Here is a 21,259-nt window from a genome sequence, read left to right as displayed (position 1 = left end):
TGCAATCTGATGTCCGGGAATCGTCACGGGACCGGACGCGATCGGCGCACACCATCACCGTTTCATGTCGTGCACATGACAGAAGGTTGACCATGACAGTCCGTGGGCGGAAACTCACAGCTGTCTTTGGTACCGAGTCGCATCAGGTTTCTCATGTACAGCGCAGTCACCCGCAACATCGTGGTCGAGGTGGAACCCTTCTACCTGGAGGACCGCTCTGACCCGGACGAGCGTCGTTACGTGTGGGGCTATCGGGTGACGATCGACAACCGCTCGAACGAGTTCGTGCAGTTGCTGTCGCGCTACTGGCACATCACCGACGGCCAGGGACAGGTCGAAGAAGTGCGCGGACCGGGAGTTGTCGGCGAAAAGCCGGAACTGAACCCCGGCGACAGCTATCAATATACGTCAGGCTGCCCGCTTTCGACGCCATCGGGCATCATGGTCGGGCACTATACGATGCGCAATGCGCGTGGAGAGCAGTTCGACATCGCCATCCCTGCCTTCTCGCTCGACCTGCCGAACGCCAGGCGCGTGGTAAACTGAGGCCCCCCTCTCCCCTTGAGGGAGAAGGGAACATGCCATCCTCACACCGTCGAAGTCCGGCGCCAGATCACCAGGCTGACAAGGACCAGCAGCGTTGCGGCGGCGGCGATCACGCCGAAGAAGGCCTGGTCGAAGGCGGCACCCGCCAGCGCGGTCAGCGTCTGCGCTTCGGCCGGCGCCAGCCGCTCGGCGACAAGCAACGCTTCGTCGAGACTGTCGCCCGCCTGTGCGGCAATGCCTTGCGGCAGCACCATGGCATAGGTGTAGAGGCCCGACATCAATGAGCCGAGAAAGGCGATGCCGAGCGCGCCGCCAAGCTCGAAGGAGACCTCCTCGATCGAAGCCGCCATGCCTGCCCTTTCCTCCGGAGCCGACAACATGATGACGCTGGACGCCGCCGTCATCGCTGCGCCGAAACCGAAGCCCATCAGCGACAATGCGGTCAACCACAGCCAGGTCGCGCCCTGATAGGCCAGCAGATAGGCAATGAGCATGGCCCCGGCCAGCAACAGCGAAGACCACAGCACGCGCACGGCGCCGAGACGCGGCAGGGCCAGTCCGGTCAGAGGGCCGGCGATGAAGGCGGCGAGCGGGATCGGCAGGATGATCAGGCCGGCCTGCAACGGCGAGAGGCCGAGCACAAGCTGCAGACGCTGGCTGAACACCAGCTCGACGCCGATCAGGGCCGCCGACGCCACCATGGCTGTCGCCACACCGGCCGAGAAGCGCGAATTGGCGAAGAGCGAGAAGTCGATCAGCGGGGTCCGGCTGGCAAGCTGCCGGCGCACGAAGACGATCATGGCGACGAGACCGATGGCAAAGGCGAGCGCGGCGGCGAACCAGGACGGATCGCGCTTGGCCATTTCCTTGATGGCATAGGTCAGGCCGACCAGCCCGATCATGACCTGGACGGAGCCGACCAGATCCCAGGGGTGGTCGCTGTTGCCCGGCCGATTGGGCAGCAGGGTCGCGCCGGCCAGCAATGCAATGAGCACCACCGGGACATTGATCAGGAAGACCGAACCCCACCAGAAGTGCTCCAGCAGCGCGCCGCCGACGACGGGGCCGAAGGCAGCACCGCCGGAAGCGACGGCTGCCCAGACACCGATGGCGAAGGCCCGTTCCTTCTCGTCGATGAAGGTCAGCCGGATCAGCGACAGGGTGGCCGGCATCATCATGGCAGCGCCCAGGGCAAGCAACGCCCGCGCCGCGATCAGCCATGCCGAGGTCGGGGAGAAGGCGGCGCCGAGCGAGGCCAGGCCGAACACGACGAGGCCGGCCAGGAACATGCGCTTGTGGCCGAGCCGATCGCCCAGTGTGCCGACACCTGGCAGCAGGCCGGCGACGACCAGCGGATAGGCATTGACGATCCAGAGCTTTTCGGTCGCCGTCGCCCTGAGGTCGTGCGTCAACGTGGGGAGTGCGGTGTAGAGCACCGTCATGTCGATGACGATCAAAAACAGCGCGCTCGACACGATGGCCAGAACCAGCCAGCGGTTGGACGGGGACATGATGGCTTCCTTCAGTGTACGTTCTCTCGCGGCCTTGAACGGCCACGAGCACGCATATAAATACGATCGTATTGAAATGGAAGGGGTCAGATGTCAGGAAGACCGCGCAGCATCGACCGCGACAAGGTCCTCGACGCCGCCGAGACGGTGGTGACCGAATTTGGCGCATCGGGGTTGAGCTTCGACGCGGTGGCGAAAGCCGCCGGTATCACCAAGAGCGGCGTGCAATATTGCTTCGGCACCAAGGACAATCTGATCCGCGCGATGATCGCGCGCTGGGCGGATGCCTATGAAACCAAGGTCGTGAAAGAAGCCGGGCCCAATCCGTCGGCGCAGGCGATGATCCGGGCGCATCTTTCGGTGACACGCGACGAGGACGAGGAAGAACACTCGCGTTCCGCCGTCATGATGACGGCGCTGCTGGAAGCACCCGACCGCGTGGCGGAGAGCCGGGAGTGGTACAACGGCTTCCTGGGACGGCTCGACCTGTCGAGGCCGGCGGACCGCCAGATCGCCGTGGCATTCCTGGCCGGCGAAGGAGCTTTCCTGCTGAGGGCACTCGGCCTGATCACCCTGGACGAGACCGATTGGCACGCGCTGTTCACGGATATGCTTAAGCTGACGCACACCGACGGACAGTAGGCCGGACCGCAGGCCCATCGCATCCGCGACTTCGGCTCTGGCGTTCCGGCAGCAGGATCGCCAGGAGTTGGTTCGGTCAGTCTCCTCGCCTATTCGGCTGCGACCGGGCGGTCCTTGTTCTCGTCGAACAGCGACGGTTGCGCGGTCCCTTCAACCAGATGGAGATCCGGTTTCTTGCCCTTGCGGACGAAACTCAGCAACCATTGCGACAGCCACTCCATGTACAGGTAGATCACGGGTGTGACGAACAGGGTGAGTACCTGCGAGACCATCAGGCCGCCAACCACGGCAGCGCCCAGCGGCTGACGCAGCTCCGCACTGGCGCCTTCACCGATGGCGATCGGCAACGTTCCCATGATGGCGGCAAGCGTTGTCATCATGATCGGACGGAAACGCATGACGCTGGCCTTGTGGATCGCATCGCGCGCACTTCGTCCCTCGCGGCGCAATACCAACGCCACGTCGATCATCATGATACCGTTCTTCTTGACGATGCCTATCAGCATCAGAAGTCCGATGACGGCGATGACCGAGACATCCATTCCCGCCAGCCGCAGCGACAACACCGCGCCGAGCAGTGCCGAAGGCAGGCTGGTCAGGATGGTCAACGGATGGATGAAGCTCTCATAGAGCATGCCGAGCACGATGTAGATGGTCAGGATTGCGCCTGCGATCAGCAGCCCCTGGTTGGCGAGCGAATCCTGGAACGTCTTGGCCGTACCCGAGAAGGAGGTGGCAATCGTCTTCGGCACGCCGATCTCGGCCTTGAGCGCCTCGATGCGGGTCACGGTATCGCCGAGCGATATGCCCTGCGGCAGATTGTAGGAGATCGTCACCGCCGGCAGCTGGCCGAGCTGGTTGATGGTGAGCGGTCCTGCCGTACGGTCGACACGAGCGAAGGCGCCCAGCGGCACCAGCGAACCACTCGCCGTGCGGAACTGGATCGACAGCATGCGCTCCGGCGACCAGTCGATCTTCGGATCGAGTTCGGTGATGACCTGATAGCTGTCGGCAGCGCCGAAGATGGTCGTCACCTGATCGGTGCCGAAACCACCATAGAGGCTGTTCAGCAGAGTGTTGGTGTCGACACCCAGGGTGGCCGCCTTGTCGCGGTCGACAATCAGCGAAGCCTGCAGCGCGGTATTCTGCAAATCATTGTTGACGTCGGCGAACATCGCGTGATCGGCCTGCATCGCGTCCGTCAGTTTCTGCGCCCAATCATTGGTCTCGTCGGTCTTCAGACCCTGGACGACCAGCTGATAGGCACTGGCCGAAGAACGCGACCCCAGCCGCAGGTTCTGCACCGGCTGCATGAAGGTGCTGATGCCTGGTACGTCGGCGAGTGGACGCCTGAGGCTTGCCATCACGTCCGCCATCTCGGGCCGTTCGCTCTTCGGCTTCAGTTCGACGAACAGCGATCCCTGGTTGAGACCACCCGAGCCGAAACCGCCTCCAACCGTCGACGAGACATGCGCCACATAGGGCGATTTCTCGAAGACCTCGGCGACCTGGGCCTGCAGCTTCACCATCGCATCGAACGAGATGTCCTGGCGCGCACGGGTCGAAACGGAAATCTGGCCGATGTCCTCCTGCGGCAGGAAGCCCTTGGGTGAGACGGTGAACAGCCAGACCGAAAGCGTCGCGGTGCCGAGGAAGACCAGGAAGACGATCACATGATGTGCCAGGCACCAGGTCAAAACGCGATCATAGGCTCGTGTCAGCCAGCCATGCTGGTGCTCAGCCGCCTGCCCTGCCTTGTGGCCCTTCGGCAAGGTCAGGAGATGCGCCGACAGCATCGGCGTCAATGTCAGCGACACGAACATCGAGGCCAGGATCGCCACCGTCACCACGACCGCGAATTCGTTGAAGATGCGGCCGATGACGCCGCCCATCAGCAGAACCGGGATGAACACCGCCACCAGCGAAATCGACATCGACAGAATGGTGAAGCCTATTTCGCGTGAGCCCTTGACGGCGGCCTGGAAGGCCGGCAGGCCATCCTCTTCCATGTGCCGATAGATGTTCTCCAGCATGACGATGGCATCATCGACGACCAGACCCACCGCGAGCGTCAATCCCATCAGCGAGATGTTGTCGATGGAGAAGCCGAGCAGGAACATCACGCCCAGCGTGGCAATCAGCGAGATCGGCACCGCCACGGCCGGGATGATCGTCGCCGTCACGCGCCGCAGGAAGACGAAGATCACCAGAACGACCAGCCCGATGGTCAGCAGCAAGGTGAACTGGACGTCGTCGACAGCGGCGATGATCGAGGTCGAGCGGTCGTTCATCAGCTGGATCGACGCTGCTGCCGGCATCTGGTCTTCGAAGGACGGCAACATCGCCTTGACCCGGTCGACCACCTCGACGGTGTTGGCATCAGGTTGACGCTGCACGGCCAGGATGATGCCGCGCGTCTTGTCGAACCAGGAGGCCGAGGTCGTGCTCTGCACGGAGTCGATCACACGCGTGACGTCGCCAAGACGGACTGGGTTGCCGTTCTTGGTCGCGATGATGATCTTGGAGAAGGCGGCCGCGTCCTGCAGCTGCGTATTGGTGGTGATGGTCAGCTGCTGCTGGCTGTTCTGCAACACGCCAACCGGCGCGTTGCTGTTGGCTGACTGCACCGCTGCCTGCAACTGGTCGATGGAGATGCCGCGCGCGGCCAGCGCGGTCGGATCGATCTGGATGCGCACCGCGTATTTCTTCGAGCCCCAGACCATGACCTGGGCGACACCATCGATGGTCGACAGCGAAGGCGAGATGACGTTCTGGGCAATGGCGTCGAGGTCGGTCAGCGGCACCGTATCGCTGGTCAGCGCCATCAGCAGGATTGGCGCGTCGGCCGGATTGACCTTCCTGTAGCTTGGCGGCGACGTCATTTCCGGCGGCAATTGCCGCTGCGTTCGCGCGATCGCCGCCTGCACGTCGGCCGCGGCGGCGTCGATATCGCGGTTCAGCGCGAACTGCACGGCGATCGAGGTCGAGCCCAGCGAATTGGTGGTCGAAATCGAATCGACACCGGCGATGGTGGCGATCTGCTTGATGAGCGGAACCGCGACTGATGTCATCATCGCGTTGGGCGATGCACCAGGCAGGGAGGCCGAAACATTGACGGTGGGGAATTCCGCGCTCGGAAGGGCAGCAACCGGCAGGAATTTATAGGCAAACAGACCGCCCAGAATGAGCGCGATCGACATCAGCAGTGTCGCGACGGGCCTGCGGATGCAGAATTCGGAGATCATGGTCGGTCAGCCCGCCGTTTCGTTTCCGTTTGCCTTGACGGCAGCCTTGGGAGACGTGCTTCCGCCAGTCCCATTCTTCCCGGCGCCTTCCGCTGCGCGCACTGCGGTACCCGGCTTCAGGCTCAGCTGGCCGTCCACCACCACCTTGTCGCCATCCTGCAGGCCGCTGGCGATAGCGCTCTCATTCTCGTGGCTGATTGCCACCTTGACCGGCCGCGCTTCGACCGTGTTGTCAGGCTTGACGACATAGACAAACGAGCCTTGCTGGCTGGGCTGCACGGCTTGCGTCGGCACCGTGACGACCTGCGGCATGATACCGGCGTTGACCGTCACGTTCACATATTGCCCCGGCCACAGCTTCAGATCGGCATTGGGCACCGTCGCCCGCGCGGTAATGGTGCCCGATGCCGTGTCCACAGTGGAATTCACGAAGTCGACCGTTCCGGAACCGATCGGCGCCGGGGTGCCATCCTTGTGCAAGGTCACCGAAACCGAACCCGGCTTCGCCACTGCCTGCTGCAGCAGCGAAAGGTCGGCCTCCGGTAGATTGAAGGCGACACGCAGCGGATCCATTTCGGTGATCGTCACCAGCGGCGTCGCTCCGGTACCGGTGCTTCCACCGGCCGTAACGAGATCGCCAACACTGACGCTCACGGCCCCTAGCCGACCGGAAATCGGCGCGGTGATGGTGGTGAAGCCAAGTTGGACCTGGTCGGCATCTATCGCCGCCTGATCCGCAGCCACCGTGGCCTGCGCTGCCTTCTGCGCAGCCAAAGCCTGGTCATAGGCCTGCTGTGTGCCAGTCTGCCTGGCAAGCAGGCTCTTGGCCCGGTCCAGGTCGGCATCAGCGCTCGCCGCCAGGGCCTGATCCTTGGCCAGCGTCGCCTTGTCCTTCTCCAGTTGCGCCTTCAGGGCGCGATCATCGAGCGTAATGAGAAGATCGCCCTGCTTGACCATCTGTCCGTCCTCGACGGCAATGGTCATGACCTGGCTGGCGACGCGTGCATTGATGTTGGCGACAGCCGGAGACGCCAGGAAGCCGATGGCGTAACGCTGGATCGGGAAATCGGTGACCTTCGCCATCGCGGTTGCCACGGTGACGGCATTGCGGCCGGCACCTTGCCCACGGCCACCTCCGCTATTGTTGCCGGTAGCGGCCTGGGCCGCGATTTCCTTTTCCCCGAACGGCAGCATCTGCCAGACTTTCGAGGCTTGGGCAGGCCACAGATAGGCCCCGGCAGCGACGACCAGAACGCCTCCGATGATCCCGACGAGTGCTTTGTTGCGAACCGTCAATGCGCCCTCTCGATCTAAGGTCAGGCCCTTGCCTGCCGGTCACGGCGCATCCGTATTCACCTCATTGGATGAGGTCGTGCGCGATGAATCCCAGCCTAAGATAGCGCAACTTCGCGACTGAAAATGGTCAAAACGGCTTCATTACAAAGATTTAATGCACTGCACAAACTCACGGCGGCGTGATCGGCGCCTCAGCGCAGCATCGGCCAGAGCGTCGCGGCAAGCGCCAAACCCATGACGATGTTGAACCATTTCAGCTTTACGGGATCCGACAGGAAGCCACGCAACGCCACGCCGAAGCCGGCCCAGCCCGAAATGGTGGGCAGGTTCACGATGGCAAAGGTGATGGCGATCACCGCCACGGAAAGGAATGGCCTGTCGGGATTGGTGTAAACTGCCATCGCGGTCACCGCCATCACCCAGGCCTTGGGGTTGACCCACTGGAAAGCGGCCGCTTCGAGCAGTGTCATCGGACGCGCCTTCTGCTCGCCACCGCTCCCCATCGAACGTGACGTCGCTATCTTCCAGGCAAGATAAAGCAGATATGCGCCGCCGGCGATCTTCAGCGCCGTATGCAACGCCGGAAATGCCGTCAAAGCCGCCCCCAGCCCGAGACCAACGGCAAGGGCCAGGATCAGAAAACCGACGCTGATGCCGACCATGTGTGGAATGCTACGGGCAAAACCGAAGTTCACGCCCGAAGCCAGAAGCATGAAGTTGTTCGGTCCCGGCGTGACCGAAGTCACGAAGGCGTAGACGACAAGAGCGATAAACGTGTCGAAGGACATAACGAGGGTTCGATATGGTGCCGGCAAAACAGGTCAGGCTAGTTGACCTGTCTCCCGGTGCAAGTCACGGAAATTGTTGTCTCGGTGACAATGCCGCCGCGGCGGCGGCACGTCACATCCCTTGAGGTCCGCGGTTCATCGCCGCCACACCGGTGCGGCAGATCTCGACAAGACCGAGCGGGCGCATGATGGCGATGAACTGATCGATCTTGGAGCCCTTGCCGGTGATTTCGAAGATGAAATGCTCGGTGTTGGCGTCGATCACGCTGGCGCGGAATGCGTCAGCAAGTCTCAGAGCCTCCACACGGCTGTCACCGGTTCCCGCCACTTTGACCAGGGCAAGCTCCCGCTCCAGCGGCCGCTCCTGACCGAGTTCGGTCGAGCGCACCGTAAGGTCGACCACGCGATGCACCGGCACGATACGCTCGAGCTGATGCTTGATCTGCTCCAGCACATGCGGCGTGCCGCGCGTCACGATGGTGATGCGCGAAAGGTGCTTCTCGTGCTCGGTCTCCGAGACGGTCAGGCTTTCGATGTTATAGCCACGGCCCGAGAACAGACCGATGACCCGGGCAAGGACGCCCGGCTCGTTGTCGACCAGCACCGACAAAGTGTGGTTTTCCGGCTTTTCCGTCTCCTTGGCGATGAAGTAGGCGGAACCGGTGGGTTGAAGGTGCTGTGCGTTCATAAGATGAATCTCGATTTCAGGAATCTACGCTAACTCGTTGATTATGCGGTGCGTGGCGAAGCCACGCTGTCCGTCACACCAGTTCCCGGCCCTTGGCGTCGATGGCATTCGCCACCGCTTCGTCGGTGGCCTCGTCCGGAAGCAGCATCTCGTTATGCGCCTTGCCTGACGGGATCATCGGGAAGCAGTTGGCAAGGTTGGCAACGCGACAATCGAACAGCACCGGCTTCTTGACCGAGATCATCTCCTTGATGGCGTCGTCCAGTTCGTCCGGCTTTTCACAGCGGATGCCGTGGCCACCATAGGCTTCGGCAAGCTTGACGAAGTCCGGCATCGCCTCCGTGTAGGAATGCGACAGCCGGTTTCCATGCAGCAATTGCTGCCACTGGCGCACCATGCCCATGTACTGGTTGTTGAGGATGAAGATCTTGATCGGTGCCTCGTACTGCACCGCAGCACTCATCTCCTGGATCGTCATCTGCACCGAGGCATCGCCGGCGATATCGATGACCAGCGCCTCGGGGTGTGCGATCTGCACGCCGAGGGCCGCCGGCAGGCCGTAGCCCATCGTGCCGAGCCCGCCGGAGGTCATCCAGTGGTTGGGTTTGTCGAAATGGAAATGCTGTGCCGCCCACATCTGATGCTGGCCGACCTCGGTCGTGATGTAGGTGTCGCGGTCCTTGGTCAGCTCGTAGAGCCGCTCAATCGCATATTGCGGCATGATCACATCGTTGCTCGGCTTGTAGGCAAGCGAGTCACGGGCACGCCAGCGGGCAATCTGTTCCCACCAGGGATAGAGCGTCTTCTTGTCGGTCTTGGCGGTGGCGCGCCACAGCCGCACGAGATCTTCGAGAACCCGACCGACGTCGCCGAGGATGCCGATATCGGCACGCACGTTCTTGTTGATCGAGGACGGATCGATGTCGATGTGGATCTTCTTGGAGTTTGGCGAGAACGCGTTGAGACGCCCGGTGATGCGATCGTCGAACCGCGCGCCGACGCACAGCATGACGTCACAGTCGTGCATGGCCATGTTGGCTTCATAGGTACCATGCATGCCGAGCATGCCGAGCCAGTTCTTGCCGGACGCCGGATACGCGCCGAGCCCCATCAGCGTCGAGGTGATGGGGAAGCCGGTCAGATCAACCAGCTCGCGCAGCAGATGGCTTGCCTCAGGCCCTGAATTGACGACGCCGCCGCCGGAATAGATGACCGGCTTCTTGGCACCGGCCAGCATCTCGACCGCCGCCTTGATCTTGTCGAGGTCACCCTGGACCTTCGGCTGATAGGAAGTGCGCGGCGCTGTCTGCGGCGGAGTGTAGATTCCGCGGGCGAACTGCACATCCTTCGGGATGTCGACAACGACCGGCCCCGGACGCCCGGTGGTCGCGACATGAAACGCCTCATGGATGATGGCGGAGAGTTCATTGACGTCCTTCACCAGCCAATTGTGCTTGGTGCAGGGCCGCGTAATGCCGACGGTATCGCATTCCTGGAAAGCGTCCGAGCCGATCAGCGACGTCGGCACCTGCCCGGTCAGGCACACCAGCGGAATGGAATCCATCAGCGCATCCTGCAACGGAGTCACCGCGTTTGTGGCGCCCGGACCTGAGGTCACCAGCATGACGCCCGCTTTGCCCGTCGAACGCGCGTATCCCTCCGCGGCATGGCCGGCACCTTGCTCGTGGCGGACCAGAATGTGCTGGACGGCGTCCTGCTGGAACAGTTCGTCATAGATCGGAAGGACCGCGCCGCCGGGATAGCCGAAGAGATGCTTGACGCCGTTGTCGATCAGCGCCTGCACAACCATTTCGGCGCCTGTCATCTCGCGCCGCTCGCTTTGTCCGTTGCTCATGGGTCTCGTTCCGTCTTTTCCCTGCTTTTTCAAGCACTTGCTGGTATTTTGATCATATTCCGGATAATAAAAAAGGCCCCCGAGGGAGCCTGTGTGTTGCGCATGGGAGGATTTCGCCCGGCGGTCACACCGCCTTGCCCACGCGCCTTCGTACGAGAATAAGTGCCTTCTTCATGGTGGCGGACAATAGGTTGAGTTCGCCGACCAAGTCAACGGGCAGCCTGGTTTTTTTGAAACGATATGCCGCAACGGAAGATTTTCCGTACCAGGCACAGCGCGCTCTCTCGCGTCAAAACGGTACAACTCCTTGAAAAGGCGACAAACTATGGTGGGGCGTGACGAAAGCTGCGGTCTCTGCCGATACTTTCAATGACCGGTCGGGAGGATCGGCAAAGCCGCAACGACTATCACGTTTCCTTGGGAGGACCCCTCGCATGCTCGACAAGGCGCCCAACGCAAAGCTCGTCAAACTGCTCGCAGATTTCGGTGCCGCCCTTGCCGCCGGCGACGTCGAGAAGGCGGTCTCCTTCTTCCAGGACGACTGCTATTGGCGTGACCTTGTCGCCTTCACCTGGAACATCAAGACCCTGGAAGGCCGCGACCAGATCCGCGCAATGCTGAAAAGCCAGCTCAGTGCGATCAAGCCATCGAACTTCGCGATCGCTGAAGGCGAAGATGCCACCGAAAGCGATGGACTGCTGGAAGGCTGGATCACGTTCGAGACGGAGGCCGCCCGTGGCTACGGCCACATCCGGGTGAAGGATGGCAAGATATGGACATTGCTCACCACCGCGGCCGAACTGAAGGGACACGAGGAAAAGGCCGGTTTCACCCGACCGCTCGGCGCCAGGCACGGTCAGGGCAAGAACCGGCCGAGCTGGAAGGAGGAGCGCGAGAAGGAACAGGCCGAACTCGGCTTTGCCACCCAGCCGCACACGCTCATCATCGGCGGTGGCCAAGGCGGCATCGCGCTCGGCGCACGGCTGCGGCAGCTCGGCGTGCCAACCATCATCGTGGAGCGCAATGAACGTCCCGGCGATTCCTGGCGCAAGCGCTACAAGTCACTCTGCCTGCACGACCCGGTCTGGTACGACCACCTGCCCTATATCGATTTCCCGAAAAACTGGCCGATCTTCTCGCCCAAGGACAAGATCGGCGACTGGCTGGAAATGTACACCAAGGTGATGGAGCTGAACTACTGGTCCTCAACCGAGGCCAGGAGCGCATCCTATGACGACAGCAAGAAGGAATGGACCGTCACGGTGCGGCGCGACGGCAAGGATGTCGTTTTGAAGCCTAAACAGCTTGTGCTCGCCACCGGAATGTCCGGCAGGCCCAATCTGCCGAGATACAAGGGCATGGAGACCTTCAAGGGCGACCAGCACCATTCCTCGAAACATCCGGGACCGGACAGATACGCGGGCAAGAAGGCGGTTGTCATCGGCTCCAACAACTCCGCCCACGACATCTGCGCCGCCCTTTGGGAAAACGGCGTCGATGTCACCATGGTGCAGCGCTCGACCACGCACATCGTGAAATCGGACACGCTGATGGAGGTTGGACTGGGGCCGCTCTATTCGGAACAGGCGGTCCAGAACGGCGTCACCACCGCCAAGGCCGACCTGATCTTCGCCTCCGTGCCGTACAGGATCCTGCATGAGTTCCAGATCCCGCTCTACCAGCAGATGAAAGAACGCGACGCCAAGTTTTATGACGGGCTGGAAAAGGCCGGCTTCATGCTCGACTGGGGCGACGATGGCTCCGGCCTGTTCATGAAGTATCTTCGCCGCGGCTCTGGTTACTACATCGACATCGGCGCCTCGCAATTGATCATCGACGGTGAGATCAAACTGCAGCGTGGCCAGGTCCAGGAGATCAGAGAACATTCCGTGCTGCTCGAGGGCGGCACCGAGCTGCCGGCGGACGTCATCGTCTATGCCACCGGCTACGGTTCGATGAATGGCTGGGCTGCCGAACTGATCAGTCAGGATGTTGCCGACAAAGTCGGCAAATGCTGGGGCCTTGGCTCGAGCACCACCAAGGATCCAGGACCCTGGGAGGGCGAGCAGCGCAACATGTGGAAGCCGACACAGCAGGAAGCGCTGTGGTTCCATGGCGGCAACCTGCATCAGTCGCGCCACTATTCGCAGTTCCTGTCCCTGCAGCTCAAGGCCCGGCATGCGGGTATTCCGACACAGGTCTATGGACTGCAGGAAGTGCATCACAAGGGCTAGGTGGTGCGCAGCTGCGGCACCAAGACCCGAATATCCTCGTTGCAGTGGCAGCGGCCGCACGAGCCGCTGTCACCCCAAACGTTTCTGGATCGCCGACTGCACCACCATGAGAGCCGATACGATGACTAGGTAGTAGACAAGAGCAGCGCAATACCACTCGACGAAACGGAAGCTCGCAGCAATGGCATCGTTGACCACCGCCATGATCTCGCGCAGCGAAATAACGTAGGCGAGTGAGGTCAGCTTCACCAGATTGATGAACTCGTTGACCAGAGACGGCAGCGCAATTCTCAGAGCCTGCGGCAGGACCACGAGGCGAAATCCCTGGATGCGTGTCAGGCCGAGGGCCTTGGCGGCGTCGTACTGGCCGGGACCGATGGCACGCAGCGCCCCCTTCATGATCTCGGCCATATAGGCGGCCGTCACCAGGCTGAACGAGATCGTGGCGGCAAAGAACGGCGTGTACCAGTTGGCCTTGAGCAGTGCCGGAACAAGTTGCGGCGCCCCGTTCCAGATCAGCAGCAGGACGAGCAGCAGTGGCGCCGCGCGAAATACCCAGACATAGACCTGTGCGGCGGCATTGCGGCCACGCCTCTGTGAATTCAGGCAAAGCGCTATCGGCAGGCAGGCGGCAAACGACAGCGCTTGCACCACGACCGACAGGAGCAAAGCGATGATCGCCCCCCATAGCATGGGTGGCGATGCTAGCGCCCTTAGGAAGAGGTCGACATCGAAGGTCATCGCCGGCAGCTTTTCGGGCCAGAAACGGTCAAGAGTCGTAATCCACGTCGAATACCGTGGGGTTCAGCCCGTACTTCTCTGCGAGCCGGGCAAAGAACCCCTCTTCGCGCAGTGTCTTCAGCGCCGCCTTGATGGCCGCGGCGTCGCCGTCCTTGCGCGCAACGTAGATGCCGTAGGTGAAATCTGACTGCCAAGTATAGGCGATCTTCAACTGGTTCGGGGCATTGGCGACGCGGAAGGCACCCTCCGCCTCCTCGGTCAAGGTAGCATCCGCACGGCCGACCAGGACCTGCTGATACGCGCCCTGCTGTGCCGGATAATTCTGGATCACCACTGCCGGCTTGCCGGTGGCGGCGAGTTCCTTGTTGAGCGGGTCCAGCCGCTCTTCGCGATAGTAGGTACCGGCTTCCAACGCGACGGTCCTGCCGCTCAGCGCGGCAGGCGCCGCGATCTCGGTATTGTCGGCCTTTGTGACCAGAACCGTTGCCGACTTCATGTAGCGCACGCCATCGTAGGTCTTGCGGCGCTCCTCATTGACGTAGATTCCCGAAACGGTCATGCCGCAGCGGCCTGACCCAAGAGTTGGCAGCAGGCCAGCGAAGTCGGTGATGACGTAGGCTGTCTTGGCGCTCCAGGATTTGGCCAAAGCCTCGGCTATTTCTATGTCTATGCCGGACGGAACTGCGTCGCCGGGATCTTTCTTGTAGGATAGCGGCGGAAACGCGGCTGTCGTGCAGACACTTATCGTGCCATCCGATACGAAGCTCGGCGCACCTGCCAGGGCCGCCTGCGTACCCATCAATGCGGCAGCTCCCAGGATGAAAAATCGGATCATTGCGTTCCCCTTTTTTGTTGTTTGTGTGTCGCGGCTAACCCACGCGAGCGACGATCCCGCCATAGGCCAGAGGATCGAAGGCAGGCATGATCAACGGATCGACATGGCCATCACGGCGGGCGGTGAGCACGTACTGCATCATCGCCTCGTTGCTCGGCATCTCGAAGACCTGCACGAAGTCATAAGGTCCCATGGTTGCGTAGAATGCGATGGAGCGGCCCCCCAGTGCGGCTACCCGCTCTTCACTGCGCTTTCGACGCGTGGCGCTGTCCGAGAGTTCAGCCAAGCCCTTGGCGGTCAGCCGCATCAGGGAGATGTAACGCTGCGGCTCGGAAACCAACTGTGCGCCAATGAGATCCTGGCTCATCTTGCCCTCGGCAGCTTGGCGAGCCCGGCGAGCACCGCGGCAGAATCGGCAATCGTACCGAAAATGCCGTTCTCGACGGTCACCATGTGCAGCGCCGCCTCATGCGCATACTGGTCGCCGCTGGCGCAGGCGTCTGAGATGGTCAGACACTGAAAGTTGCGATCGCATGCTTCGCGCAACGTCGTATGGACACAGACATCCGTCGTGCAGCCACTGAAGAGCAGATGGCTTATCCCCTGCGCGCGCAGGACATGTTCGAAGTCGGTATAGGTGAAGGCGCCGTTGCACGTCTTGTCGACGATGATGTCTTCATCGCGAACATCGATGTCTTTGACGATCTGGAAGCCAGGGCTGGACCGCAACAGCACCTGCGTCCCCTCCAGACCGTTGCGCTTACGCCGCCATTTTTCATAAGGCGTCATGTCGGCCATGTCGCCGCGATAACCCTGGCGCGTGTGGATGACACGCACACCGGCGGCGCGGGCGGCAACAATCAGTTTGTTGACCGTCGGCAGGATGGCGCGCAATGGCGAGGGATCGTAGCCACTCTTGGCAAAATAGCCGGTGTTGGAGAGGAAATCTTCCTGCAGGTCGATAACCACCAGAGCAGTCGAACTGGCCGACAAGTTGCCGTCATAGGGAAAGTCGAACGGCTGGGCCGAAATCATGAAGTCCTCCTCGATCAGTGCTTTCCATTGGTAACAGGCAGGACCGTTTGACAAAAACGATTTATCCTGACCAAAATCGTTCAGAAAAACTCAACATTATGCAGTGTTGAGACGCTCAACGGGTACCTTGCCGATGGTCCGACCTCTGGCTTTTCTGCCCTACCTCAAAGTATTCGAAGCGGTATCGCGGCTGGGAACGCTACGCGGTGCCGCCGACGAACTTCATCTCAGCCCAAGCGCAATTTCGCTGCAGTTGCGCAAACTTGGAGATGCCACCGGCATCGTCTTGTTCGAGCGGAACGGCCGCAACGTGGCGCTGACCGAAGCCGGGCGGGATTTTTCCCGCACTGTCTCGCAGGCCCTGGCGCAGCTTTCGATGGCTGTGCGTGACTCCGGTCGACACGACGGCCATGCCCACGCGCGCTCGCTGTCGGTCTCGCTACCGACAGCACTCGGCGTTGCGTGGTTAAGCGGCGCCGTCGTCGAATTTGCCGAAAGCAGGAGCATTTCCAATCTAATCATCAACGAGGCGATCGTCGCGGATGCCGTTGATTGGGAGCGCAGTGACATCGCCGTCGTCTATGACAATCCGCCCTTCGCCGGCCGCTGGTGGCAATTGCTCTCCGAGGTGCAACTCAAGACCGTGTGTTCGCCGGTTTTGTTTCCCCGCCTGGACCTGCAGCATCGCGAACGACGGCTGAACGGCATCACCTTGCTGCACGAAGACGATGGACAGGAATGGAACAAATGGGCGATCGCGGCCCGCGTCGACCTCCAGGGCAGCGCCAGAGTGCGTGTCCCTTCCGTGGCGCACGCCGTCGCCTCCGCCGTCCAGGGGCGAGGCATCGCTCTATTGTCTGATGTTCTTACCGGCAGCTACCTGAACGAAGGGCGGCTGATCCAACCCTTTTCTACCGCCATCAATGCGGCCCGCGCATATTATTTCGTCGCAGCCACCGACCGCGCCGACGATCCGCTCCTGCAAGCTTTCGTCACCCGGATAGCCGAATTTCTGAAACCTACGAAGAACTGACCAGTCGCTTTTCCATGAAGATGCTGAGCGGATCGGGACGATAGTCGCCGAATGGCCCGATGCGGACGAAGCCGGTGCGTTCATAGAGCCCCAGAGCCTCGTGGTTGGCAACGCCGGTCTCGAGCCGCAGCAAGGAGACGCCAGCTTCCTGCGCCCTCGCCTCCAGTTCGGTCAGCAGCGCCCTGGACAATCCTTTGCCCCGGGCTGCCGGCACCACCCACATCCGCTTCAATTCCGCCCAGCCGTCATTGAGGGCCAGCGCCCCGGTCGCAACCGCAACGCCATCAACGTCCCGCGCCACCGCGAAACGAACATTGTCAGCCCGCAATTCGTCGATCGACAGGAAATGATTGCTCTCGGCGGGATAGAGCGAAGCGCCATACTTCTCGCCGTCTTCCAGCAGCGCGACGATCTCGGGTTCGGCCGGATCTTCCAATGTGATCGAAAATGTCATCCGTTCAAGCCTTCGCCAATGTCACCGGTTTCTGTCTGGACGAGCCAATCCGTTTCCAGAACAGCAACGTTCCGCTGAGACCTCCGTGAGGTTTCAATGCGTAGTCCGGAATCTCACCAGCGAGGGTGAAATCAAGCTTCTGATAGAGAGAGCCCGCACCACCATCGGTCGCCGTGTCGAGGACCAGAAGCGTGCGCCCCTCTCGCACGGCATATTCTTCCGCAGCCTGCATCAATGCGGTGGCGATACCTCTGCCCCGGTAAGAATGCCGCGTCATCAGCTTGGCGATTTCGGCTCGATGCGGCTGATTTTGCGGCAGCCCAAGCAGCAACGTCACCGTGCCGGCGAGGACATCCCCGTCGAACGCTCCCAGCACGACCCGGTCACCGCGTGCCGCGGCAACCAGCGACTGGTCCCAGAACGACATGGCGGTTTCGTGGGAGAGCGGATGCATGAAGCTGACCGACCCACCGGCAGCGACTGTCTCAACAAGCGTTTCGGCCAGTGCCGCCAGGATTTCCGGCGAGTGGCTGAGTGTTCTGATTTCGATTGCAGTCATTATCGTTTTTTCAGGTGAAGAGCTCAGTCGAAATGGCGGAAACTGCGGCGTTTGCGCGTGCGTTTGATCTCATCGACACGCGCCTCGTCGTCGGCGCTGAGATGACGACCGCGCTCCAGCAATTCCAACGTGTATTCTTCATAGGTCAGGCCAACCGCCTCGGCCTTCGCCAGGCGAAACAGCGCGATGTCGCGCGATTTGGGTTTCCAGGCAGTCTTGTGAGCACTGCGCCAATGGATGAAGCGATGCGGATCCCCCTTGCCCCATGCCGGCCCCTTGTAGTCGTCAAGCGGCGGCCCGCCATTGTGATTTCGCTTCGATACCCGTGGCATGATCATGTCCTGATGAGCACTGTAAGATAGCGAGCAGGTCCTGGCCCAGGCGCATGGAAAACGCAGTCGGCCGGTGCGCCGAGCGCCAGGCAATCGCCGGGTTCCAGTTTGTGCACCACCTCGCCTTCGGTGAAATCCAGCCGCCCCTCCATCAGCCAAATCTGCTGGCGGATGAAGGCATAGCTGCTCGCTGGCAGGCTGACGCGGGCACCTGCGGGGAGTTCAACCTGCACCATTTCCAGCGGCATGTCGGTTTGCGGCGACAAGTGCCGACGGACGTAGCCGGTGCCCGGGTCGCGCCACTCCGGCTGGTCATTGCGCCTCGCTACACTGCCACCTTGCAGCTCAGCGCGGGCGATCAGACTGGAAAGCGTCAGCTCGAATGCGGTCGCGATGCGCACCAGGATCGGCGCGGTCGGACTCGCCGAACCCCTTTCGATGGAACTCAGCATCGCCTTCGATACGCCGGACCGGTCGGCAAGCTCTGCCAGCGACCAGCTTCTCGCCATGCGCTCGGCGCGGATGCGAGTGGCAATTCTTGTCGAAAGATCATTCGATATATCAGACATACGTCCAAGATATCATATGATCGCTGGCGCGAAAGGGACTTCTTTGCGGATTGTTCAAAGTGTCGCGAGTTTTTTAACCGCCTCTATACCATCCGCTCACACGCGACCTTAACCGAGATTGATTAGCATCAGCGAAGGTAGTGGGGACCCCATTCGTTGATGTTTGTCGAACGTGCAGTTTCCGGTGGCGAGCCGATATCGCAAGAGCGGCGGGATGCAGCCCAGACCGACAAGCGCATCCTTGGCCATGTCGTACGCTGCGACGGTGCCCGTGCCACCATCAGTGCTTTCGCCGATGGCGAGGAAGGCCTTGTCACCGGTCACTGGTCAGTCGGCAAGATGATCTCGATCAATCTTGGCAGCACGCGCACGGTCGGCCTGGTCTACTCCATCTCCAAATCGGATCTCGCCTGGGACGACAGCGGGCAGAACCCGATCGAAGTCAACATCGAGCTGGTCGGCGAAGTGCGCGACGGCGCAGAACCGGCCGCAAGACCAGTATTCGACCGTGGCATCACGATCTATCCGCACATCGGCGCGATCGCCCACCGCATCCGCAGCCGCGATCTCGCGGCGGTCTACGACCTTGCCGGTCGCCGCGCCATTACAGTCGGCACCTTGTCGCAGGATGAGGCAATTTCAGCCAACATCGCCATCGACGACACATTGTCCCGGCATTTCGCCGTTGTCGGCACCACTGGTGTCGGCAAATCGACCGCTGTTTCCCTGCTCCTGCGCAAGGCGATCGCAGCCAGGCCGGATCTCCGGGTACTGATCCTAGACCCCCACAACGAGTTCGCGGCGTCGCTGCAGGATCAATGCGTCAAGGTCGACGCAACGACGCTCGATCTGCCGTTCTGGATGTTCAAACTGGAGGAATTTGCGGAAGTCATCTTCCGTGGGCGCGAGGCGCCACCTGAAGAGGTCGACCTGCTGCGCGACCTGATTCCCGTCGCCAAGAACCTCTACCGCAACGCCGGCGGCACCAGCTATGTACGCCGCGGCGCCGACACCATGACCGCCGACACGCCGGTCCCCTACCGCATCGCCGATCTCCTCAAGCAGATCGACGAACGCATGGGAATGCTCGAAAGCAAAACCGAGAGGCCTACCCTGAAGTCGCTGCGCATACGCATCGAGTCAGCCGCCGCCGACCCTCGCTATCGTTTCATGTTCAACTCGCGCCTGATCGACGACACCATTCACGAGACGATCGGCAACATCTTTCGCGTACCGCATCACGGCCGCCCGGTGACCTGCTTCGAAATGGCCGGCCTGCCCTCCGAAGTCGTCAACTCGGTGTGCTCGGTTCTGGCACGCCTTGCCTTTGACCTTGCTCTGTGGAGCGAAGGAAAACTGCGATTGCTGTTCCTGTGCGAAGAGGCGCACCGCTATATGCCCGCCGACCCGCGCCTTGGCTTCGAGCCGACCCGGCATGCCCTGTCACGCATCGCCAAGGAGGGCCGGAAGTATGGCTGCTACCTCGGCGTCGTTACCCAACGCCCGGGCGAGCTCGACCCGACCATTCTGTCGCAATGTTCGACCTTCTTCGCCATGCGTCTCGCCAACGAGCAGGATCAGGCCATCGTTCGTTCTGCCATCGCCGATTCGTCGGCCTCGAGCCTCGCCTTCCTGTCCTCCATGGGCCAGCGCGAGGCGATCGCCTTCGGCGAAGGTGTCGCCACCACGATGCGATTGAAATTCGAGAAGATCGACCAGAGCCTCATCCCGGGCGCGGCCAAACACGCGATGGAAGCGCCATCCGGAGACGGCCGCGATGTCGATCTTGTCGGCATCGTCGAACGGCTGCGCAATGTGCCGAAGCCACAACCGGCAATGAACTTCTCGGAGGTCGTCGACACGATGCGGCAGGCCGGAGATTCGGACTATCGCAAGCCTGCGCTGGCGCCGCGGCCGCAGCCGGATGATGATTTCGACACACGCTATGGTCTCAAGCCGGCGACATTCGGGCTCAAGCCGCAAAACGACTGACAGCGCGTGAGTTGATCGCGGTTGCGATCGTCGCCGGAAGCGACGTAGTCGTCGTGGGCTCGGTCAGGCTGCACAAACCCGATTACGGCCCTGGCGCTTGGCTTCATAGAGCTGCTTGTCGGCCCGGCGGTAGAAAGCCTCCGCGGTCTCTGAATCCTCCCAGACCGCCAGCCCGACGCTGGTGGTGACCTTGAGCCGCACATTGCCGTTCAGGATCGTCAGGTTGGCAACCCCCTTGCGGATCCGCTCGGCAAACTTCCGCAACAGCTCGATATCCATGTTCGGCGTGACGACGGCAAACTCCTCGCCGCCCAGCCGCGCCACGACGTCGTGGTAGCGGGTCATGCCTTTGAGACAGCCGGCGACGGCCCGCAGGACCTCGTCGCCGACGTCATGGCCGTGCGTGTCGTTGATCGACTTGAAGTGATCGAGGTCGAGGATCATCAACCCGACCGGTTTCCCGATGCGATGGAATTCGGCGATGTATTCACGCAGCGCATCATCAAAGAAGCGTCGGTTCTGCATGCCGGTGAGGCCGTCCGTCAGGGCAGCGTGTTCCAGCGTCTCCGAGCGGGCACTGAGCGTCGCCGTCATCGCCCTCAGCTTGCCTTCCTCGCGCACCTGGTCACGGATCAGCGGGTAGATGAAGAACACGCCAAAGAAGAATGCGGTGGCCAGCAGAACACCGACTGCAAACAGCAAAGTGCCAAGGTAGCTGATGTTCTGACGGGCTTCAGCAACGTCGTCGATCTGGGCAGCGGTGGTATCCAGCAATCCATAGGCATGCAGCGTCACCATGCCCGCGGCAAGGATCACGAAGATAAAGACGAAAAAGGCGTGTTCGGCCTTATGAAATCGCATGCCAACCCAGCCCATAGCGACACGAGAGCTTTATGGCACGCGC

The 21,259-nt window shown here is 61.6% G+C and carries 20 protein-coding genes; 5 read left to right on the top strand and 15 right to left on the bottom strand.

Annotation, left to right across the window (positions count from 1 at the left end):
* The first annotated feature begins 153 nt into the window (after positions 1-153).
* Complete coding sequence (gene apaG / locus C1M53_RS22950) at positions 154-546, top strand: Co2+/Mg2+ efflux protein ApaG (protein WP_129414342.1); 393 nt, start codon at positions 154-156, stop codon at positions 544-546.
* A gap of 41 nt (positions 547-587) precedes the next feature.
* Here apaG and C1M53_RS22945 read toward each other — a convergent pair whose 3' ends face one another.
* Positions 588-2,057 (bottom strand): MFS transporter, encoded by a 1,470-nt coding sequence (locus C1M53_RS22945; RefSeq protein ID WP_129414341.1) that lies wholly within the window; start codon positions 2,055-2,057, stop codon positions 588-590.
* Between the two features lie 90 nt (positions 2,058-2,147).
* On the opposite strand from C1M53_RS22945, the gene C1M53_RS22940 reads away from it, so the two are divergent.
* On the top strand, positions 2,148-2,699 hold the full coding sequence (locus C1M53_RS22940; protein WP_129414340.1) for a TetR/AcrR family transcriptional regulator: 552 nt from the start codon (positions 2,148-2,150) through the stop codon (positions 2,697-2,699).
* Between the two features lie 89 nt (positions 2,700-2,788).
* Here C1M53_RS22940 and C1M53_RS22935 read toward each other — a convergent pair whose 3' ends face one another.
* From C1M53_RS22935 to C1M53_RS22915, 5 genes are all read right to left on the bottom strand, one after another.
* Positions 2,789-5,944, bottom strand: a complete 3,156-nt coding sequence (locus C1M53_RS22935; RefSeq protein WP_129414339.1) for an efflux RND transporter permease subunit — start codon at positions 5,942-5,944, stop codon at positions 2,789-2,791.
* Between the two features lie 6 nt (positions 5,945-5,950).
* Entirely contained in the window at positions 5,951-7,240 is a 1,290-nt protein-coding gene (locus C1M53_RS22930) for an efflux RND transporter periplasmic adaptor subunit (RefSeq protein WP_245488249.1), read from the bottom strand.
* 191 nt (positions 7,241-7,431) lie between these two features.
* Entirely contained in the window at positions 7,432-8,028 is a 597-nt protein-coding gene (locus C1M53_RS22925; RefSeq protein WP_129414338.1) for a LysE family translocator, read from the bottom strand.
* A 112-nt stretch (positions 8,029-8,140) separates the two neighbouring features.
* Positions 8,141-8,716, bottom strand: coding sequence for an acetolactate synthase small subunit (gene ilvN / locus C1M53_RS22920; RefSeq protein WP_129414337.1), 576 nt, complete (start codon positions 8,714-8,716; stop codon positions 8,141-8,143).
* A gap of 73 nt (positions 8,717-8,789) precedes the next feature.
* Positions 8,790-10,571 carry an acetolactate synthase 3 large subunit gene (locus C1M53_RS22915; protein ID WP_129414336.1) on the bottom strand — a complete coding sequence of 594 codons (1,782 nt, stop codon included), beginning with the start codon at positions 10,569-10,571 and terminating at the stop codon, positions 8,790-8,792.
* Positions 10,572-11,005: 434 nt separating this feature from the next.
* Between C1M53_RS22915 and C1M53_RS22910 the strand changes: the two genes are divergently transcribed.
* Positions 11,006-12,805: an NAD(P)/FAD-dependent oxidoreductase gene (locus C1M53_RS22910; RefSeq protein ID WP_129414335.1), complete on the top strand. Its 1,800-nt coding sequence runs from the start codon at positions 11,006-11,008 to the stop codon at positions 12,803-12,805.
* Between the two features lie 69 nt (positions 12,806-12,874).
* Here the strand turns inward: C1M53_RS22910 and C1M53_RS22905 are convergent, their stop codons facing one another.
* Genes C1M53_RS22905 through C1M53_RS22890 form a run of 4 tightly spaced genes read right to left on the bottom strand, consistent with a single transcriptional unit; the run spans position 12,875 to position 15,416 of the window.
* The gene (locus C1M53_RS22905; RefSeq protein WP_129414334.1) at positions 12,875-13,546 is read right to left on the bottom strand and encodes an amino acid ABC transporter permease; all 672 of its coding nucleotides are present in this window, start codon (positions 13,544-13,546) and stop codon (positions 12,875-12,877) included.
* 28 nt (positions 13,547-13,574) lie between these two features.
* Complete coding sequence (locus C1M53_RS22900) at positions 13,575-14,381, bottom strand: transporter substrate-binding domain-containing protein (RefSeq protein ID WP_165358215.1); 807 nt, start codon at positions 14,379-14,381, stop codon at positions 13,575-13,577.
* Positions 14,382-14,415: 34 nt separating this feature from the next.
* Positions 14,416-14,748 (bottom strand): GYD domain-containing protein, encoded by a 333-nt coding sequence (locus tag C1M53_RS22895; protein WP_129414332.1) that lies wholly within the window; start codon positions 14,746-14,748, stop codon positions 14,416-14,418.
* A complete protein-coding gene (locus C1M53_RS22890; RefSeq protein WP_129414331.1) occupies positions 14,745-15,416 on the bottom strand; it encodes an isochorismatase family cysteine hydrolase in 672 nt (223 codons plus the stop codon). The genes C1M53_RS22895 and C1M53_RS22890 overlap by 4 nt, the downstream gene beginning before the upstream one ends.
* 133 nt (positions 15,417-15,549) lie before the next feature.
* Here C1M53_RS22890 and C1M53_RS22885 point away from each other — a divergent pair, with 133 nt between their 5' ends.
* Entirely contained in the window at positions 15,550-16,449 is a 900-nt protein-coding gene (locus C1M53_RS22885; RefSeq protein WP_129414330.1) for a LysR family transcriptional regulator, read from the top strand.
* On the opposite strand, the gene C1M53_RS22880 is transcribed toward C1M53_RS22885, so the two are convergent.
* Genes C1M53_RS22880 through C1M53_RS22865 form a run of 4 tightly spaced genes read right to left on the bottom strand, consistent with a single transcriptional unit; the run spans position 16,436 to position 18,363 of the window.
* Positions 16,436-16,903, bottom strand: a complete 468-nt coding sequence (locus C1M53_RS22880) for a GNAT family N-acetyltransferase (protein ID WP_129414329.1) — start codon at positions 16,901-16,903, stop codon at positions 16,436-16,438. The two genes, C1M53_RS22885 and C1M53_RS22880, sit on opposite strands and share 14 nt — an antisense overlap.
* A gap of 4 nt (positions 16,904-16,907) precedes the next feature.
* Positions 16,908-17,462: a GNAT family N-acetyltransferase gene (locus C1M53_RS22875; RefSeq protein ID WP_129414328.1), complete on the bottom strand. Its 555-nt coding sequence runs from the start codon at positions 17,460-17,462 to the stop codon at positions 16,908-16,910.
* 23 nt (positions 17,463-17,485) lie between these two features.
* Positions 17,486-17,794 (bottom strand): hypothetical protein, encoded by a 309-nt coding sequence (locus tag C1M53_RS22870; protein WP_129414327.1) that lies wholly within the window; start codon positions 17,792-17,794, stop codon positions 17,486-17,488.
* A 2-nt stretch (positions 17,795-17,796) separates the two neighbouring features.
* Positions 17,797-18,363 carry an XRE family transcriptional regulator gene (locus tag C1M53_RS22865; protein ID WP_129414326.1) on the bottom strand — a complete coding sequence of 189 codons (567 nt, stop codon included), beginning with the start codon at positions 18,361-18,363 and terminating at the stop codon, positions 17,797-17,799.
* Positions 18,364-18,522: 159 nt separating this feature from the next.
* On the opposite strand from C1M53_RS22865, the gene C1M53_RS22860 reads away from it, so the two are divergent.
* The gene (locus tag C1M53_RS22860; protein ID WP_129414324.1) at positions 18,523-20,355 is read left to right on the top strand and encodes an ATP-binding protein; all 1,833 of its coding nucleotides are present in this window, start codon (positions 18,523-18,525) and stop codon (positions 20,353-20,355) included.
* A gap of 63 nt (positions 20,356-20,418) precedes the next feature.
* Here C1M53_RS22860 and C1M53_RS22855 read toward each other — a convergent pair whose 3' ends face one another.
* On the bottom strand, positions 20,419-21,216 hold the full coding sequence (locus tag C1M53_RS22855) for a GGDEF domain-containing protein (protein ID WP_129414323.1): 798 nt from the start codon (positions 21,214-21,216) through the stop codon (positions 20,419-20,421).
* Positions 21,217-21,259 lie beyond the last annotated feature (43 nt).

It is taken from the genome of Mesorhizobium sp. Pch-S (assembly GCF_004136315.1).
Lineage (GTDB): Bacteria > Pseudomonadota > Alphaproteobacteria > Rhizobiales > Rhizobiaceae > Mesorhizobium.
This window is presented reverse-complemented; position numbering and strand designations above follow the sequence as displayed.

Excerpts from the sequence above, each read along its gene's own strand:
- ilvN (WP_129414337.1), bottom strand. The coding sequence starts at position 8,716 with ATGAACGCACAGCACCTTCAACCCACCGGTTCCGCCTACTTCATCGCC.
- C1M53_RS22885 (WP_129414330.1), top strand. The coding sequence starts at position 15,550 with ATGGTCCGACCTCTGGCTTTTCTGCCCTACCTCAAAGTATTCGAAGCG.
- C1M53_RS22870 (WP_129414327.1), bottom strand. The coding sequence starts at position 17,794 with ATGCCACGGGTATCGAAGCGAAATCACAATGGCGGGCCGCCGCTTGAC.
- C1M53_RS22900 (WP_165358215.1), bottom strand. The coding sequence starts at position 14,381 with ATGATCCGATTTTTCATCCTGGGAGCTGCCGCATTGATGGGTACGCAG.
- C1M53_RS22910 (WP_129414335.1), top strand. The coding sequence starts at position 11,006 with ATGCTCGACAAGGCGCCCAACGCAAAGCTCGTCAAACTGCTCGCAGAT.
- C1M53_RS22935 (WP_129414339.1), bottom strand. The coding sequence starts at position 5,944 with ATGATCTCCGAATTCTGCATCCGCAGGCCCGTCGCGACACTGCTGATG.
- C1M53_RS22880 (WP_129414329.1), bottom strand. The coding sequence starts at position 16,903 with ATGACATTTTCGATCACATTGGAAGATCCGGCCGAACCCGAGATCGTC.
- apaG (WP_129414342.1), top strand. The coding sequence starts at position 154 with ATGTACAGCGCAGTCACCCGCAACATCGTGGTCGAGGTGGAACCCTTC.
- C1M53_RS22905 (WP_129414334.1), bottom strand. The coding sequence starts at position 13,546 with ATGACCTTCGATGTCGACCTCTTCCTAAGGGCGCTAGCATCGCCACCC.
- C1M53_RS22865 (WP_129414326.1), bottom strand. The coding sequence starts at position 18,363 with ATGTCTGATATATCGAATGATCTTTCGACAAGAATTGCCACTCGCATC.
- C1M53_RS22915 (WP_129414336.1), bottom strand. The coding sequence starts at position 10,571 with ATGAGCAACGGACAAAGCGAGCGGCGCGAGATGACAGGCGCCGAAATG.
- C1M53_RS22925 (WP_129414338.1), bottom strand. The coding sequence starts at position 8,028 with ATGTCCTTCGACACGTTTATCGCTCTTGTCGTCTACGCCTTCGTGACT.
- C1M53_RS22890 (WP_129414331.1), bottom strand. The coding sequence starts at position 15,416 with ATGATTTCGGCCCAGCCGTTCGACTTTCCCTATGACGGCAACTTGTCG.
- C1M53_RS22875 (WP_129414328.1), bottom strand. The coding sequence starts at position 17,462 with ATGACTGCAATCGAAATCAGAACACTCAGCCACTCGCCGGAAATCCTG.
- C1M53_RS22860 (WP_129414324.1), top strand. The coding sequence starts at position 18,523 with ATGTTTGTCGAACGTGCAGTTTCCGGTGGCGAGCCGATATCGCAAGAG.
- C1M53_RS22945 (WP_129414341.1), bottom strand. The coding sequence starts at position 2,057 with ATGTCCCCGTCCAACCGCTGGCTGGTTCTGGCCATCGTGTCGAGCGCG.
- C1M53_RS22895 (WP_129414332.1), bottom strand. The coding sequence starts at position 14,748 with ATGAGCCAGGATCTCATTGGCGCACAGTTGGTTTCCGAGCCGCAGCGT.
- C1M53_RS22855 (WP_129414323.1), bottom strand. The coding sequence starts at position 21,216 with ATGCGATTTCATAAGGCCGAACACGCCTTTTTCGTCTTTATCTTCGTG.
- C1M53_RS22940 (WP_129414340.1), top strand. The coding sequence starts at position 2,148 with ATGTCAGGAAGACCGCGCAGCATCGACCGCGACAAGGTCCTCGACGCC.